The sequence below is a fragment of the Mycobacterium sp. genome, from assembly GCF_965229265.1.
In the GTDB taxonomy this organism is placed as follows: domain Bacteria; phylum Actinomycetota; class Actinomycetes; order Mycobacteriales; family Mycobacteriaceae; genus Mycobacterium.
In genome coordinates this window covers 639,792-655,130 of sequence record NZ_CBDDIY010000013.1, presented here as the reverse complement: position 1 = coordinate 655,130, position 15,339 = coordinate 639,792, and the positions used below count along the sequence as shown (strand labels likewise).

15 protein-coding genes are annotated in these 15,339 nt (G+C 69.2%); 7 read left to right on the top strand and 8 right to left on the bottom strand.

Annotated elements, in window-relative coordinates; genetic code table 11:
• Positions 1 to 24: 24 nt before the first annotated feature.
• Genes ADBZ9K_RS25095 through ADBZ9K_RS25080 form a run of 4 tightly spaced genes read right to left on the bottom strand, consistent with a single transcriptional unit; the run spans position 25 to position 5,372 of the window.
• The gene (locus tag ADBZ9K_RS25095; RefSeq protein ID WP_526624951.1) at positions 25 to 1,200 is read right to left on the bottom strand and encodes an amidohydrolase family protein; all 1,176 of its coding nucleotides are present in this window, start codon (positions 1,198 to 1,200) and stop codon (positions 25 to 27) included.
• The gene (locus tag ADBZ9K_RS25090; protein WP_526624950.1) at positions 1,187 to 2,494 is read right to left on the bottom strand and encodes a class-III pyridoxal-phosphate-dependent aminotransferase; all 1,308 of its coding nucleotides are present in this window, start codon (positions 2,492 to 2,494) and stop codon (positions 1,187 to 1,189) included. The genes ADBZ9K_RS25095 and ADBZ9K_RS25090 overlap by 14 nt, the downstream gene beginning before the upstream one ends.
• Positions 2,491 to 3,996 (bottom strand): amino acid permease, encoded by a 1,506-nt coding sequence (locus tag ADBZ9K_RS25085; RefSeq protein ID WP_526624949.1) that lies wholly within the window; start codon positions 3,994 to 3,996, stop codon positions 2,491 to 2,493. The genes ADBZ9K_RS25090 and ADBZ9K_RS25085 overlap by 4 nt, the downstream gene beginning before the upstream one ends.
• A 17-nt stretch (positions 3,997 to 4,013) precedes the next feature.
• Positions 4,014 to 5,372, bottom strand: a complete 1,359-nt coding sequence (locus ADBZ9K_RS25080) for a type I glutamate--ammonia ligase (protein ID WP_526624948.1) — start codon at positions 5,370 to 5,372, stop codon at positions 4,014 to 4,016.
• A gap of 116 nt (positions 5,373 to 5,488) precedes the next feature.
• Here ADBZ9K_RS25080 and ADBZ9K_RS25075 point away from each other — a divergent pair, with 116 nt between their 5' ends.
• Together ADBZ9K_RS25075 and ADBZ9K_RS25070 are read left to right on the top strand one after the other, a co-directional pair.
• Entirely contained in the window at positions 5,489 to 6,286 is a 798-nt protein-coding gene (locus ADBZ9K_RS25075; protein WP_526624947.1) for a class II glutamine amidotransferase, read from the top strand.
• A gap of 4 nt (positions 6,287 to 6,290) precedes the next feature.
• Positions 6,291 to 7,154, top strand: a complete 864-nt coding sequence (locus ADBZ9K_RS25070) for a MurR/RpiR family transcriptional regulator (protein ID WP_526624946.1) — start codon at positions 6,291 to 6,293, stop codon at positions 7,152 to 7,154.
• Here the strand turns inward: ADBZ9K_RS25070 and ADBZ9K_RS25065 are convergent.
• From ADBZ9K_RS25065 to ADBZ9K_RS25055, 3 genes are all read right to left on the bottom strand, one after another.
• Positions 7,116 to 8,057 (bottom strand): ArgP/LysG family DNA-binding transcriptional regulator, encoded by a 942-nt coding sequence (locus tag ADBZ9K_RS25065; protein ID WP_526625630.1) that lies wholly within the window; start codon positions 8,055 to 8,057, stop codon positions 7,116 to 7,118. The genes ADBZ9K_RS25070 and ADBZ9K_RS25065 overlap by 39 nt on opposite strands.
• Positions 8,054 to 8,326 carry a hypothetical protein gene (locus tag ADBZ9K_RS25060; protein WP_526624945.1) on the bottom strand — a complete coding sequence of 91 codons (273 nt, stop codon included), beginning with the start codon at positions 8,324 to 8,326 and terminating at the stop codon, positions 8,054 to 8,056. The genes ADBZ9K_RS25065 and ADBZ9K_RS25060 overlap by 4 nt, the downstream gene beginning before the upstream one ends.
• A gap of 96 nt (positions 8,327 to 8,422) precedes the next feature.
• On the bottom strand, positions 8,423 to 9,673 hold the full coding sequence (locus ADBZ9K_RS25055; RefSeq protein WP_526624944.1) for a cytochrome P450: 1,251 nt from the start codon (positions 9,671 to 9,673) through the stop codon (positions 8,423 to 8,425).
• Between the two features lie 93 nt (positions 9,674 to 9,766).
• On the opposite strand from ADBZ9K_RS25055, the gene ADBZ9K_RS25050 reads away from it, so the two are divergent.
• From ADBZ9K_RS25050 to ADBZ9K_RS25030, 5 genes are read left to right on the top strand one after another with little or no spacing between them, the layout of a single operon-like run.
• Positions 9,767 to 10,375 carry a TetR/AcrR family transcriptional regulator gene (locus tag ADBZ9K_RS25050; RefSeq protein ID WP_526624943.1) on the top strand — a complete coding sequence of 203 codons (609 nt, stop codon included), beginning with the start codon at positions 9,767 to 9,769 and terminating at the stop codon, positions 10,373 to 10,375.
• A 29-nt stretch (positions 10,376 to 10,404) separates the two neighbouring features.
• Positions 10,405 to 11,208 carry a siderophore-interacting protein gene (locus ADBZ9K_RS25045; protein WP_526624942.1) on the top strand — a complete coding sequence of 268 codons (804 nt, stop codon included), beginning with the start codon at positions 10,405 to 10,407 and terminating at the stop codon, positions 11,206 to 11,208.
• Between the two features lie 4 nt (positions 11,209 to 11,212).
• A complete protein-coding gene (locus ADBZ9K_RS25040; RefSeq protein WP_526624941.1) occupies positions 11,213 to 12,259 on the top strand; it encodes a FecCD family ABC transporter permease in 1,047 nt (348 codons plus the stop codon).
• Positions 12,256 to 13,308 (top strand): FecCD family ABC transporter permease, encoded by a 1,053-nt coding sequence (locus tag ADBZ9K_RS25035; RefSeq protein WP_526624940.1) that lies wholly within the window; start codon positions 12,256 to 12,258, stop codon positions 13,306 to 13,308. The genes ADBZ9K_RS25040 and ADBZ9K_RS25035 overlap by 4 nt, the downstream gene beginning before the upstream one ends.
• Positions 13,305 to 14,108, top strand: coding sequence for an ABC transporter ATP-binding protein (locus ADBZ9K_RS25030; protein ID WP_526624939.1), 804 nt, complete (start codon positions 13,305 to 13,307; stop codon positions 14,106 to 14,108). Before ADBZ9K_RS25035 ends, ADBZ9K_RS25030 begins: the two co-directional genes overlap by 4 nt.
• A gap of 50 nt (positions 14,109 to 14,158) precedes the next feature.
• Here the strand turns inward: ADBZ9K_RS25030 and ADBZ9K_RS25025 are convergent, their stop codons facing one another.
• Entirely contained in the window at positions 14,159 to 15,070 is a 912-nt protein-coding gene (locus ADBZ9K_RS25025; protein WP_526625629.1) for an ABC transporter substrate-binding protein, read from the bottom strand.
• Between the last annotated feature and the right edge of the window lie 269 nt (positions 15,071 to 15,339).

The following is a 15,339-nucleotide window of genomic DNA, read 5'->3' as shown; positions in this document are numbered from 1 at the left end:
CGTCCAGGGTTGCCACGTTGAGATCTACAGCCGGTAGACCCGCGTGGCGTTGGCGGAGCCGATCATGTCGACGATGCCGATCGCGTCGGCCTCGGCGCAGTCACCGGCGCGCACCCACTCACCGAGCACCAGACCCATCGCGCGGCGCCACAGCACCGATCCCAGCAGGTGCAGTTCGGGCGGGCCGAAGGCATCCGAAGAGAACAGTTGCTTGGCGAACGGCGCGGTGTCCAGCGCCTCGGCGACCAGCGAGGTGGATCGCGGCCCGAGGTAGTTGATGGCCAGCCCGACATCGAAGTTGACGTGGTCGAAAGCCTGGGCCAGGTAGCCGGCCTGCCGGTGAAACGGATAGCAGTGCAGCAGCAGAACCGGCACCGGGGCCATGGTGCGTAGCAGCGGAAGAAGCAACAGCGGGTCGGTGCGGTTGAGGTCGAGGTCCCGGTCGCCGAAGCCGACGTGCACCTGGATGGGCAGACCGCTGGCGGCGGCCTCGTGCACACCGAAGGCGACCAGGACCGGGCTGTCCAGCCGCAGCGGGTGCGGGCGGGCGGCGAGTTCGGCCGCCGCCGCGACCACGGCGGCATCGGTTGGCCTCGACCAGTCGATGTCGAAGTTGGTCCGGTAGGCCGCGATGGTCTTGGTTCCGACGGTGTCTTCCGATGCCGCCGCGCCGGTCAACGCGGCCCGGAGGGCGTCGGGGAAGGACTCGGGGCTGGTGCCGGTTTCCAGCAGCTCCTCGGCGAGGCGTTCCAGGCGAAGGATGGACGACGACGGGCTGCCGCTGAGCGCGGCCAATCCCTGCGGGCTGCTGATCAGGTCGCCCTTGAACCCGGTGTCGACGATCCAGCGCGAGATCCCGGCCGCGCCCAGCATCCGGCCGGCCAGCTCGTCAGGACTCAATTCGCAACGCGCCGACCAGTATTCGTCGGCGTGGGCGTGCACATCCACACCCACCAGCGGTGCGCACCACCGGCGGATCGCCAGCCCCAGCGGCGAGTCGAACATCGTCATGAACGCCGGCACCGGGTCGGTGGACCCTTCGTTGATCGACGCCTCGAACGTCGCGCGATCGACCGGCTCGGTGAACGCGCCGTGCACGTGGTGATCGATCAGCGCGACGTCGCGCAGGTGGTCGGCAAGTCCCGCTGGGACCTGGGTGGTGACACCGGCGAACACATCGGGCATGTCACCAACCGGCATAGCGGGCAACCTCCTCGGCGTTGACCTTGCCCGCGGCCGCGTCGGCGATGGCCTGCCCGAGGATGTCCGCGGCGCGCAGGGCCTCGGCTTCGGTCAGGATCAGCGGCGGGGTGATCTCCAGGACATTACCGCCGACGTAGTACACGACCGCGCCCAGTTCCCAGGCCCGGTAGACCACCCCGGCGGCCAGGCGCGGATCTTTGTCGCCGGTGGCGGGATCGACGAGTTCCAGGCCGATCGCCAGGCCGCGGCCCCGGACGTCACCGATCCGGTCGGCGCCCGGCGAACCGGCGAGCCCGCGCAACGCGTCGGTGAGCACGGCGCCCACGGTGGCGGCACGCTCGGCCAACCCGTCGGCGACGATGGTGGCCAGTACCGCCCGCCCGGCCGCGGTGCAGACCGGATTGCCGGCGGTGGTCAGCAGTGCGGCGGCCGGCGGTTCGTCGAGCAGTGCGGCCGGACCCACCGCCGCCGACAGCGGCAGGCCACCGCCGAGCACCTTGCCGAACGTCACGATGTCGGGCACCACACCGTCGTGGTCGAAGGCATGTAGGGTGCCCGGGCGGCCCAGGCCCATCTTGACCTCGTCGCAGATCATCGGAACGCCGTGGGCCCGGCACAATTCGTGCAGGCGGGCCAGGAATCCGTCCGGCGGAACGACCAGGCCGCCGTCGGACAGGATGGGTTCGACGATCAGGCAGGCCACCGAACCACCGGCCAGGTGCGCGGCAGCCAACTCCAGGCATGCCGCCACATCGGCCTCGGCATCACCGTGAGTGGGGCGAAACGGGTTGGGGTACGGCAGGAAAGCGCTGTCCGGGTCTGCCGGCGCACCGGCATCAACGTGCACTCCGGACACTCCCATGGCAACCCCGACGCCCCCGTGGTAGCTGTGCTCGAAGGCCAGTACGGTCGGCTTGCCGGTGGCGTACCGGCACGCCCGCAGCGCGACATCGTTGGCATCGGAGCCGGCATGCCCGAGGTAGACCCGCCGCTCGCCGCTGCCGGGCACCAGCGCAAGCAGGTCTTCGGCCAGCCCCACCGAGTCCGGGTGCACGGCCGACAACCCGCCGGCACCCGGCGCATCCCGGACCGCACGGCTGACCGCCTCGACCACGGCTGGGTGGCCATGGCCCAGCCCGGAGGCCGTCCAGGTCGCCGACAGGTCGAGCAGTTCACGCCCGTCCGGGGTCAGCAGCGTCGACCCGTGGCCGGAAACGACTTCCAGCGGGAAGAACCGCAGTTTCTCGATGCCGGCGATCACGGCCTCGTCACGGTCGTAGAGCGTGCTCATTCGACGGGAGCGCCGGGGTGCATGTGCGGGGCGAGGTCCAGTTCCTCCGAGAGCGATTCACCCACCCGCTTGGCAATCCGCGAGGCGGCGATCGCGATGATCAAGCCGACCACACACCAGTACAGCCCCAGAAGCGGCGCCGCCGAAAGTGTCTGCGCATCCTTGACGTTGAACCACAGCACCACGACGATCACCACCGCGCCGAGCAATGGCAGCACCAGACCGAGCACCTTGCCGTTACCTCCATGCACGGGAGTGAATTTCGGCGCGCCGACAAACCAGGCCGCGGCGATTTCCACCAGCAGGTAGCAGACCATCAGGCACACCGATCCCGCGACGGCGAACAGGAAGTAGGTGTTGATCGCGGGGTTGCCGGTGCCCATGTCGGGCCAGCCGACAGCACCGCAGATCAGGTCGACGACCAGCGCCACCACGACCACCAGCCAGGTGGCCCGACGCGGGCCGCCGGTCTGGGCGTGAATATGGGCCAGCCCCTTGGGCCCGAAGCCGTCCCGGCCGAAGGCGTAGAGCATCCGTCCGGACGTCGCCGACGTCGCCAGGTGGCAGCCGAACGCCGAGACGATGGCGGTGAAGATGATCACCAGTGAGAACCACTGGCCGATGTAGGTATCGCCCAAGTCGCCCAACGTGTTTCCGGAGTTCTGGAACGCCGTCAGGCCGGCCTCGTCGGTGCCGAACCCGACCACCTGGGCGAACATGACCACCACGAACAGCACGCCGGTGAGGATCAGCGTGCCGGCCAGCGCCCGGGGGATGTTGCGCTTGGGGTCGTCGGTCTCCTCACCCATCGAGGCGCACGCCTCGAAGCCCGCCCAGGACAGGAAGGCGGCGACCACACCGGCCAGGACGGCCGACGCCGAGACCCCACCGCCGGAGAACGAGAACACCGAGAAGTCGATGCCGGTGGTGGGGGCGCCACCCTTGGCGAAGATCACCACGACCAGCACGATCATCGCCAGGATGCCGACCCCCTCGATGGCCAGCAGGATCTTGGCGAGCAGTTGGATGTCGCGCCCGGACAACAGGAACGAGATCACGGCGCCGATCGCCACGATCAGCAGCCATGGCACCTGGTAGGGATTGGCATTGCCGGGTTGCAGTGCGGCGATGAACGAGTTGACGAACGCCGCCGTCAACGCCAGCGTGCCGATGGAGAACCCCCAGTAGGCCCCGAGCATCGCGAAGCCGGAGAAGAAGCCGGCCCGCGGCCCAATGGTGCCGCCGACTAGGCCGTAGGCGGAACCGGCGTGGTTGAGGTGGCGGGTCAGCCGCACGAAGCTGTACCCCACCAGTGACACTCCGACCAGGCCGATCAGGAACACCAGCGGGATGGCCTTGCCCACGGTGGCGATCAATCCCTGCCCGTTGCCGGACATCGCCAGGGTCGGCCCCACCAGCGCGACCGAGAGGGCCAGCGCCACCCAGAACGGCAGCCGACGGTGCGGAAGCTGATCGGCCTCCGCCGAGGTGGTGCTACTCATCTCTCTCCTTCGTGTGCTCAACAGCTCCAGGCCAGGCGCAGCGCCTGGCAGGTCTGGATCAGTGGGGTGTCGCCGTAGGTGGCGATCTCGTGACGACGCACAGCGGCGAGGGTCTCGACAACGGCCACGCCCAACAACTCGGCCGCTGCCGGCGAGGACGCCAGCGCGTCGATGACCGCGCGCTGGCCGGTGGGCAGCGGCGGCGGAGCCCATTCGGATGCGCTGGGGTCCTCCGGTACCTCGGGCGGAAGCTCTGCAGCACAGTCGATTCCGCGCAGCGCACTGCCGAGGAAGGCGGCGGCCGCCAGGTACGGATTGGCGCTGGGGTCGATCAGCTTCAGCTCGGCGTTGGCGCCGTGCGGGTTGCCGGGGGTGGCGGCCACGAACCGCACCGCGGCCTCCCGGTTCTCCAGGCCCCAGCATGCCGTTGCCCCGGCCCAGTTGCCCGGTTTGAGGCGGGCCGCCGACAGCGCCGAACCGGCGTAGGCGCCCAGCAGCTCGGGCAGCGTCTCGAGCACACCGGCGATCGCCGAGGCGCCGGCCGGGCGGATGCCGTGCGGGCCGTCGCCACCGGAGAACAGCGGGCCCTGCGCGTCTGCCAGCGACAGGTGCAGGTGGGCACCGTTGCCGGCCTCCCCGTCGAAGGGGACGGGGGAGAACGAGATCTTCAGGTTGTGCCGGGCGGCGACCCGGCCGATCACGATGCGTGCCAGGATCACCGCGTCCGCGGCGGCCACCGGACTCGCCGGTGGCAGCGACACCTCGAGCTGGTCGTGACCGTATTCGGTGTGGATCTGCTCGAGTCTCAGCCCGGCCTTCTCGGCGGAGCGGGCGAGGTCCACCAGGAAGGCCGACCGGTCCAGCGAGGTCCGCATCCCGTAGGGCGACCACGGATCGGTCGAGGCGTGCGAGCCGTCGGCGGCCAGCATGGTGCACTCCAGCTCGGCCCCGAGCCGAACCGTCAGCCCGGCCTCGGCGGCGCGGGCTTCCACGCCGGCCAGCAGCGAGCGCACACACAGTGGGGCGGGCCGGCCCTGCTGGTCGTGCAGGCTGCCCGGCGCCCAGGCGATACCGTCGTCGACGATGCGCAGGTCGGCGGGGTCGATTCGGATCCGCAGGTCACCGGCGACCCCGATGTTCGGAGTGAAGGCGATGCCGCTGTCGACGCAGAAGACGCTCCAGGACGGGGACACCCCCATACCGGACCGGGCGAAGGCCTCGACCCGATGCAGGGGAACGTACTTGCCCCGGGTGACGCCGGCGAGATCGGTGAGCGATCCGGCGACGAGTTCCACTCCCTCGGAGCGCAACTGTGCCAGGCACCCGGCCAGGTCGACGGCGTCGGGCTCGTCGTGGGCGCCGGTGGGTAGCGGCATCGAACCTCCTGTAACGGGCGGCGAGACAGACCGACCCTATGTCACGAATGTTTCAGAAACTTTAAAAATCTCCGTTTACGATTGATTCGTAAAATCGTGGATCGGAGGATTCCCGTATGTGCCGATTGCTGGGTGTGGTGTCGACGTCACCGATCACGGTGCGCGACGCCGTCGGCGCCGCGACATTGAAGGACTTCGTCGCGTTGACCGCAATCCACGGCGACGGGTGGGGCATCGCCCGCACCGACTCCCCCGGCCGGCCACCGACCGCGGAGGTGTCGGCCGCCAGCGCTCTCGACGACCCCGGCTTCCGCACCGCCATCGCCGACGTCGCGGCGGTGGCCAGCCTGGTACATCTGCGCTGGGCCACCAGCGGCCTGGCCGTGCGGCCGCAGAACTCCCATCCCTTTGTCGCCGAGGGAATCGCCATGGCGCACAACGGATCCATCAAGCCCATCGCGACCCTGGACGAGTTGATCGCCCCGGAGATCGCCGCGACCCTGCGCGGCAGCACCGACAGCGAGCGCTACTTCGCTCTGATCCGCCAGCATCGCCGCACCGCCCCGACGCTCGCCGAGGCGGTGCGGCGCGCGGTGGCCCAACTGCGCGGGATCTACCCGGAGGCCAGCTTGAACGCGCTGGTTCTGGGCGAAGATCAGTTGATCGCCGTGCACGCGCATGCCCATAGCCGGCTGACCACCGAGGACCACGCCGAGATCCGCGCCACCGACCTGCCGGCCGAACACTTGGAGGACTACTTCGCGCTGCGGTTCGCCCGGCCCGACGACCACACCGTGGTGGTCGGCTCCACCGGGTTCGGTGAGCTGGACTGGCAGCCGCTGCCCCCCGAGTGCGTCACCTCCGTGTCATTGCTCGACCTGTCACTGGACCTGCTTCCGCTCGTGGCAGATTGAACGCGTGCCCGACCAGAGTTCCGCCACCGTCGCCGCCCGCGCCAACGCCGCGCTGCCGCGTCTGAGCCGCGCGGAGCGCCGAGTGGGGCGCGCGTTGCTGGCCGACTATCCCAGTGCCGGCCTCGCCAGCGCCGCACGGCTGGCCGAACGGGCCGAGGTCAGCCCACCGACCGTGCTGCGGTTCGCGCAGTCGCTGGGCTTTGACGGGTTCACCGATCTGCAGGTCGCTCTGCGCGCCGAACTGTCGGCGCAATCCAGCGGACCGATCACCCGACTGCCGGACGCGCCCGCGGCCGGCGGCATGCTGGATCAGCTGCTCCAGCAGGCACGCGCCCAAAACGACCGGGCCATGCAGACTTTGGCGCAGTTACCAGCTCCTGCCCTGGAGGCCGCCGTCGCGCTGCTGGCCGACACCAGCCGACCGCTGTACCTGCACGGCGGGCGCTTCTCCATGCTGCTGGCGATGCATCTGGCCGCCCACCTGGAACAGCTGCGCCCCGGTGTGCGGCTGCTGAGCGATCCCACCGGCCGCGATCTGGGCACCATGATCGAGCTGACCCGCCGCGACGTCGTCGTCCTGTTCGACTACCACCGCTATCAACGCAGCGCCGCCGAGCTCGCCGCACGTATCCACCGGGCCGGGGCCTCCATCGTGCTCATCACCGACGAGCTGACCTGCCCGGTGGCACCCGACGCCGAGGTGGTGCTGGCCGCGGCCAGCACCGTGGGCACCGTCTACCAGAGCATGGCGGCCGGATTCTTGTTGACCGAACTGCTCATCCCCCTGGTCATGGACGCCGTCGGCGAGCCGGCCCGGACCCGAATGGCCCTATGGGAGGAACAGCGGCGCGCCGAGCTGCTGCCCTGACTCCGGACCGGCCAGCCCCGCGGCGGCGGCCGACACGATGGCAGCGGTGGTCTTCTCGATGATCGGGGTGTCGAGCTTCCAGCACTGCCAGAACAGCGGAACGTCGAGGTGCACGTCGGCGATCTGGACGAAGCTGCCGTCGTCCAGCGCGGGCCGGGCCGACTGTTCGGGGTACATGCCCCAACCCACCGCGGCCCGAACCGCCATACCGAACCCTTCCGCGGTCGGCACATAGTGCACCGGCCGGGCGATGGCGCGACGAAAAACCTTGCGCACCAACATGTCCTGCAAGGCGTCGGCACGGTTCCACGCCAGCGACGGGGCGCGGGTCACCGCCTCGGGGGTGAACCCCTGCTGCAGGTACCGCTGCACGTAGTCCGCACTGGCCACCGGCAGGTAGCGCATCACGCCCAGCGGCCGCACCCGACACCCCGGCACCGGCGCGCGTTCGGTGGTCACCGCGCCCATCACGGTGCCGTCCCGCAACAGCCGTGCGGAGTGGTCCTGGTCCTCGATCCGAATGTCGAAGAGCACGTCCGGCAGGCCGGCCAGCACACCGGGGAACCACGTCGCCATCGAATCCGCGTTGACCACGATCGCGATCCGGGGCAGCTGCGCCGGTCCGGTGCCACCGGTCATCTCGGCGATGGCCTCAGCCTCCAGCATCGCCGTCTGCGCCGCCAGCCGCAGCAGGGGTATGCCCGCCGCGGTTGGCAGACAGGGCTTTCCGCGAACCAGCAGAACCTGGCCGACGTACTTCTCCAGCGCCTTGATGCGCTGGCTGACCGCCGACGGCGTCACATGAAGCTGGTCGGCGGCCGCCTCGAAACTGCCTAGTTCGATGATCGCGGCGAACGCCGCCAGCTGGCCCGCATCCAGGCGGGCCTCACCGGCCGGGTTCAGTAGCAGGGATCCGCGCCGGGGGTGTAGTACGGCACCCCTTCTGGGGTGTAGCACGGCGGCTGGCCCGACGCCGCCTGCGCGGCCGCGTCATCGGCGCCAGCCACCGCACCGGCCACCGCCACGTCCCCGGCGACGTTGGTACAGCCGCCGACATCCACGTGCCGCCCACCCACATCGCCGCAGACGTCTGCCTGGGCCCCAGGTGAAATCGCCACCGGCACCGCCACAATCGCCATAGCGCCCAACAGCGCCGCTGCCAGTTTCTTCATGGTCATATTTCCCCTCATGAAACCCGACCCACCCGGATTATCGCCGCTGGCGGGAAACTCCGTGGGGTATTGGCAGGACGGGTGAGCGGTGGCGGATCACGTCAGGGAGTAGCGGATCGGCAGGTGCTTGATTCCGCCGACGAAGGTGGTGGCCATCAGTTCGGGTTCGCCGGCCAGTTCGAGGGAGGAGATGCGCGGCACCAGTTCGGAGAAGAAGCCATGCATTTCCATGCGGGCCAATGCGGCGCCCAGGCAGAAATGCACGCCGTAGCCGAACGAGAGGTGCTTGTTGGGGTCGCGTCCGACGTCGAAGCGCATCGGGTTGGCGAAAACGTCCTCGTCGCGGTTGGCCGAAACATAAGACAGCAGAACCGATTCGCCCCTGGCGATGGGTACGCCGCGGACTTCGGTGTCGGCCCGCGCGGTGCGCATGAATTCCTTGACTGGCACGACGCAGCGGATCATCTCCTCGACGGCGGTGCCCATCAGGCCGGGGTCTTTCTGCAGCCGGTCCAGTTCGGCGGGGTTGCGCAGCAGTTCCAGCAGGCCGCCGGCGATGCCGGCGCTGGTGGTGTCATGCCCGGCACTGGCCACGATGACGTAGTAGGAGGCGGTGTCCATATCGGAGAGCGGTTTGCCGTCGATGGTGGCGTTGGCGATCGCCGAGGACAGGTCCTCGGTGGGCGTCTGCCGCCGTGAGGCCGTCAGCGCGGCGAAGTAGTTGAAGAAGTCCAGCAGCACCGCGAGCATCGCCTCGGGGCTCTTGTCCCGCTGGAACTCGGTGTCGTCGCCGCCGAACAGCTCCTGGGTCAGCTTGAGCATCCGCGGGAAGTCCGATTCCGGTAGGCCCAGCAGCGTCAGGATCACATACAGCGGATAGTTGACCGCGATCTCCTGGGCGAAGTCCAGCTCGGGACCCCGCTCCACCATCATGTCGACGTAGGACTTGGCCAGCTCGTCGCAGCGAGCCTTGAGCGCCCGCATGGCCTTCGGCCGGAACCAGTCGGCACCGATCTTGCGCATATCGCGGTGGTGCGGATCGTCCATGTGGATCAGCGTGCTCAGGCCGATGCCGGCTTCCCGGTCCGCACGCAGCTTGTCGTCGAGTTCGTCGGCGACCAGGATCGACCGCGGGTCATTGGTGAACAGATCGTTCTGGCGCTCGATGTCCATCACGTCGGCATGCTTGGTGATTGCCCAGAACGGCCGGTACCCCTCGACCTCCACCCAGGACACCGGGGCATGGGCGCGTAGATGGGCCAGCGCCGCGTGCAGGCGTCCCTCGTCGGCGTAGGCCTGCGGCTCGGCCAGCACGCGCGCCGCCTGGTCCATGATCCGTGCTGTCATCGCCTCACTCCTTCGCCGGGCCGCGGCCCGAGTAATCTAGAACGAATTCGTTCTAGATTATGACGCGCGCCACAGATGGGTCAAGATGGCCTCATGACTGTCGAGGGCCGCACGTACGGCGGGCGCACCGCCGAGCAGCGCTCGCAGGAGCGCCGGCGACGCTTGCTCGACGCGGCGCGAGACCTGATCGGCGAGGTCGGGGTCGCGCCCCTGACGGTCGATCTCGTCTGCGGACGGGCCACCCTGAGCAAGCGGTACTTCTACGCCGAATTCGCCAGCAAGGACGACCTGCTCGACGCCTGCGCCGAGGACCTGTACACCCGCCTGAAGTCGGCCATGGAGGTCGTGCTGGCCACCGCCCCACTGGCCGACCGCGCCCACGGCGTGCTGCACACCGTCGTACACACCCTGGTCGCCAGCACCGCCGACTCGCGCCTCTACCTGGAATCCCCCGGGTTTCCCCGGCTCCGCCAGATCCAGCTCCGCGAGATCGGCGAGTTCACCGAGCGCATCGCCGCCGAGGCCATGCCGTTCACCGGACCAGCGAAACCCTCGGTGGATCGCCTTTTAGCGACCAGGGCGATGGTCACCGCGGCCACCGAACTGATCAGCGCGTGGCTGCACGGCGATATCGACACCGACGAAGGCACCCTTGTCGCGACACTGACCGCCATCACCCTGGGCGCGGCCGGAGCCGTCTAATCCCAGATCGATTAGGTTACCCTAACCTCATGAGCTTCTCGTATGCGTCGGTCATCGAGACCCTCCAGCTGAGCCCGCGGCTGCGCCGGATCACCCTGGGCGTCGAGGACCCGGCAGCCCTGGCCGTCCAGCCGGGCGGGGACTCCGCGGTCGGGGTCTACTTCGATCCGGCAGCGCGCGGCGAGGGCCGCAACTACTCGGTGCGACGCCAGGACGGCGACCGGATCGACCTCGACATCGTCCTGCACGCCACCGGTCCCGGTACCAGCTGGGCGACGACCACCCGGGCCGGCGACCGAGTCGGGCTCGACCACGCCCGCTCCTGGTACCGACCCGCGCCGAGCGTCGAATGGCAGCTGCTGGTCAGCGACCTCGCCGGGCTGCCGGCCACCGCCCGCATCATCGAGGAGCTGCCGCGGGTCGTCTCGACCACTGTCGTCGTCGAGATCGCCGACCATCACGACCTGGACTACCTGCCGACCCGGCCCGAAGTCACCGTCATTCCCAGCTTCGGAACCGGAAACGGTTGCGCACCAAGTCGACTCGCTGATCTGATCCGTCAGATCGACCTGCCCGAGCGCGGCTACTGCTGGTTCGGTGGCGAGGCCGGCGAATCGCGGGCGGTCCGCAAGTACCTGCGCGGCCGGGGCTGGAGCATCGACCAGTACGACGTCACCGGGTACTGGCGGGTCGACTCCGAAGCCTGGGATGCCCGGTTCGCACTGGTCGAGGACGAGGTGCTGGGGGTCTACCAGCGGGCCCTTGCCGACGGCAAGGGGGACAAGGTGGCCTCCGAGGAGTTCGACGACGCGCTCGAACGAATCGGGCTGTAACCGCGTGTCAGCGCCTGCCGCGCAGGTAGCACCACCGCAGGCCGCGCCGCATGATCGGTCGCGCCGTCGTGCCGCCGGGCTGGCCCCGGCCGCCGGGCTGCTGGCGGTGGCGTGCGTGGCCAGCCTCGCGATCGGCACCCAGAACGTCACGCTGCCGACGGTGTGGCAGGCCGTCGTCGATTACCGCGACATCGGCGACCAGTGGATCGTGCACGACCTGCGGATCCCCCGCACCGTGCTGGCCCTGCTGGTCGGACTGGCGCTGGCGCTGTCTGGCACGCTGATCCAGGCGGTGGGGCGCAATCCGCTGGCCGACTCCGAGATCCTCGGGATCAATTCCGGTGCAGCACTATTCGTCGTCGCCGCGATCGCGTTCCTCGGCCTGCGGGGTATCTGGACCTACATCTGGTTCGCCTTCGCGGGCGCGCTGGCCGCCATGATCCTGGTCTACCTCGTCGGAATGACGGGCCGCTCGGCCGTGACCCCCGTGCGGGTGCTGCTGGCCGGCGTCGCCGTCGGCGCGATGATGGACGGCATCGGGTTCGCCATCCGCCTGCGCAATCCGCGGGCCTTCGACAACATGCGGTTCTGGGACGCCGGTGCACTCGACGGAAGGCCGCTGGAGGTGGCCGCGGCGGTGGCCCCCTTCATCGCGGTCGGGCTGGTGCTGTGCCTGATCGTCAGCCGCTCGCTGAATGTCACCGCACTCGGAGACGATCTGGCAAAGAGCATGGGCGGCAACCTCGCCCGCACCCAGGCGGTGAGCCTGGTCGCCGTCACGCTGCTGGCCGGGGCGGCCACCGCCGGGGCCGGCCCGATCGGCTTCGTCGGCCTGCTGGTGCCACACGCGGTGCGCCGCTTCACCGGACCGGACTGGCGCTGGATCCTGGCCTACGGCAGCGTCCTCGGGCCCGCCCTGCTGCTGTCCGCCGACATCGTCGGACGCGTCGTCATCCGGCCGGCCGAGCTGCCCGCCGGCATCGTCACCGCGTTCGTCGGCGCACCGGTACTGATCTGGTTGATCCGCAAGCGCGGAGCCGATCGATCATGACCACCACCGACTTCGGCCGTCGCCAGTGCGTCGTCCGGGCCGGTGCGGTGTCGGCGCGGGCCTCCTGGCGCGCGGTCGTCGTGGTCACCGCCCTGCTGGTGACCGCCGCCGCGTTCGCGATCCTTGGCATCGGATTCGGCACGTACACCGTCTCGCCCGGCGAGGTGTTGCGGGTACTGGTGGGTGCCAACACCTCCTTCGACCGGGTGGTCGTCCTGCAGTGGCGGATGCCGCGCACGGTGATGGCGCTGCTGGTCGGCGCCGCCCTGGGCATTTCCGGCGCGATATTCCAAGCGCTGACCCGCAATTCGCTGGGCAGCCCCGACATCATCGGCGTCAACTCCGGCGCTTACACCGGGGCCCTGGTGGTGCTCGCCGGGGTTGGCGGCGGCTACTACGCCGTGGCCGCGGGCGCCCTGACCGGCGGCCTGGCCACCGCCGCGGTCGTCTACGCGTTGTCCTACCGCCACGGGGTGGCCGGTTACCGGCTCATCGTCGTCGGTATCGCGGTGAGCGCGGTGGTGAACTCGGTGAACCAGTGGATCGTGATCAAGCTCGACTACCACACCGCCGTCACCGCCTCGGTGTGGCAGCAGGGCACCCTCAACGGGCTGAGTTGGACCCAGGTCGTCCCGATGACGGTCTGCCTGGCGGTGACGATCGCTGCGCTGGTGGCGATGGGGCCGCAACTACCGGTGCTGCAGCTCGGTGACGACGCCGCCGGCGCGCTGGGGGTGCGGCCCGAACGCGCTCGGCTGGGCTACCTGGTCATCGGGGTGGCGGCGGTGGCGCTGGCCTGTGCGGCCGCCGGCCCGATCACGTTCGTGGCGCTGGCCGCCCCCCAGATCGCCCGCCGGCTCACCGCCAGCCCCGGCGTCGGGCTCGGGCCCTCGGCAGCAACCGGGGCGCTGCTGCTGTTGGTAAGCGACATCGCGGCCCAGCAGCTGTTCCGGGGCAGCCAACTACCGGTGGGCGCGGTCACCGCGGCGCTGGGCGGCGCCTATCTCGTCTATCTGCTTGTGACGCAGGCACGAAAGGGGCCCCGATGACACCGAGCCGGCTGCGCGCCGAACACCTCTCGATCGGTTACGACCACCCGATCATCGCCGACCTGTCGGTGGATGTCCTCGACAACCGGGTCACGATGATCGTCGGGCCCAACGCGTGCGGCAAGTCCACCCTGCTACGCGGGTTGGCTCGGCTGCTCAAACCCACTGCCGGCCAGGTGGTTCTGGACGGCCACGACATCGGGACGCTGCATACCAAGGATGTGGCCCGGCGCCTAGGCCTGCTGCCGCAGACCTCCACCGCCCCGGAGGGGATCACGGTGGCCGACCTGGTCGCGCGGGGACGGTTCCCGCACCAGAAGGTCCTGCGGCAGTGGTCACCGGCCGACGACACCGCGGTTGCCGAGGCGATGGGTTGCACCGGCGTGAGTGACCTGTCCGCCCGACTGGTCGACGAACTCTCCGGCGGTCAGCGACAACGGGTTTGGGTGGCGATGGTGCTCGCCCAGCAGACCCCGCTGCTGCTGCTCGACGAGCCCACCACCTACCTCGACATCACCCATCAGGTGGAGTTGCTGGACCTGTTCGCGATGCTCAACCGGGAGCAGAACCGCACCGTGGTCGCCGTGCTGCACGACCTCAACCACGCCTGCCGGTACGCCGATCGGATCATCGCGATGAAGGATGGCAGGATTGTCGCCCAGGGCACTCCGGGCGAGGTGATCACCGAAGACCTGGTGGCCTCGGTCTACGGACTGGCCTGCCAGATCATCGAGGACCCGCAGACCGGAACACCCCTGGTCGTCCCCCGGGCCTCACCGCATATCAGGGTGCGGCGGTGAGATAGCCACCGGTGCGCACCACCAAATCGCTGACACCAAGGCCCGCCTGGTCAGGCGTTGGCCAGGTCGACCACCGGGCGGCCGTTGACGGCGTTGGCCAGCTGCGGCGTCAGCACGTCGAGCGCATACAGCATCGCATCGGGTCCGCTATAGGTCAGTGCGCCACTGAGATTGGAGTCGAACGTGGTGTAGAGCGTGCGGTCGTCGCGGACCACGCCCAGGCGCGCGAATGCCGGTGCGGCCAGCATCTGCTGCTTGGTGGCGCCGTTGACGAAGAGTACGTCCCGGTCGAGCAGGTCGAGCCGCTCCTCGCTGACGTCGCCGTGGACATCCTGCGTCTGGAAACCCAATGCGCTAAACAGTGAACGGCGCGGGTCCTTTTCGGGCAGCAGATAGTGCCCGCCGTTCTCCGGGCCGAAGTCGACGACCAATGTCTTGCCCGCGAACTCGGGGTTGGCCGTGCGCGCCTCGTCGATCCGGCCCTGGACCCGGTCGACGAGCTGCTTGGCCTGCTCTTCCTTACCCAACGCCCTTCCCGTGGTGAGCAGTTGCACGTTCCACGGCGTCTCCTCGTCGGCATAGTCGGCGGACTGGATGACCGTGGGGGCGATACTCGAGAGCCGTTCGTAGGTCGGCTTGTCGACCGATTCGTAGATCGCCAGGATCACGTCGGGTTTCTGCGCCGCGATCGCCTCGAAGTCGATGGAGTCGGCACCTCCCCAGGTTGGTATGCCCTTTCCGCCGGTGGCCTTCGTGACCCACGGGTAGTCGCTGTAGCGCTCGAAGAACTCACGGCTACTGACCGGGATGACCCCGAGTGGCAGGACGAAGTCCTGGTCGGTCCAGCCGACGGTGACCACCCGCGCCGGATTGGCCGGCACCCTGGTTTCGCCGAACTTGTGGCTGATCGTCACCCCTGCCGACGGCGTGGCGTCCCTCGCCGATGTGCACGCGGTGAACATGCCGACAGTCAGCACGACCGCAGCGACCGCGACAGCGCGCTGCAACCTTCGATGGTGCGGCATCACTGTTCCCTTCGCCGATCGATATCGCGGCCGATATTAGCTTAGGCTTACTTAAATTTGTGACCTCTCCCCCGGGCGGCCGGATCGAGGTGGAGCGTCGTTGGGCAGATCGGTATCGACGCGGCGGCTGCCGGCACCACGGACGTGGCGGTTTGCCCTCCCAAATGGGGCCGGCGCGTGATATACATCACCTAATCTGTCCAACA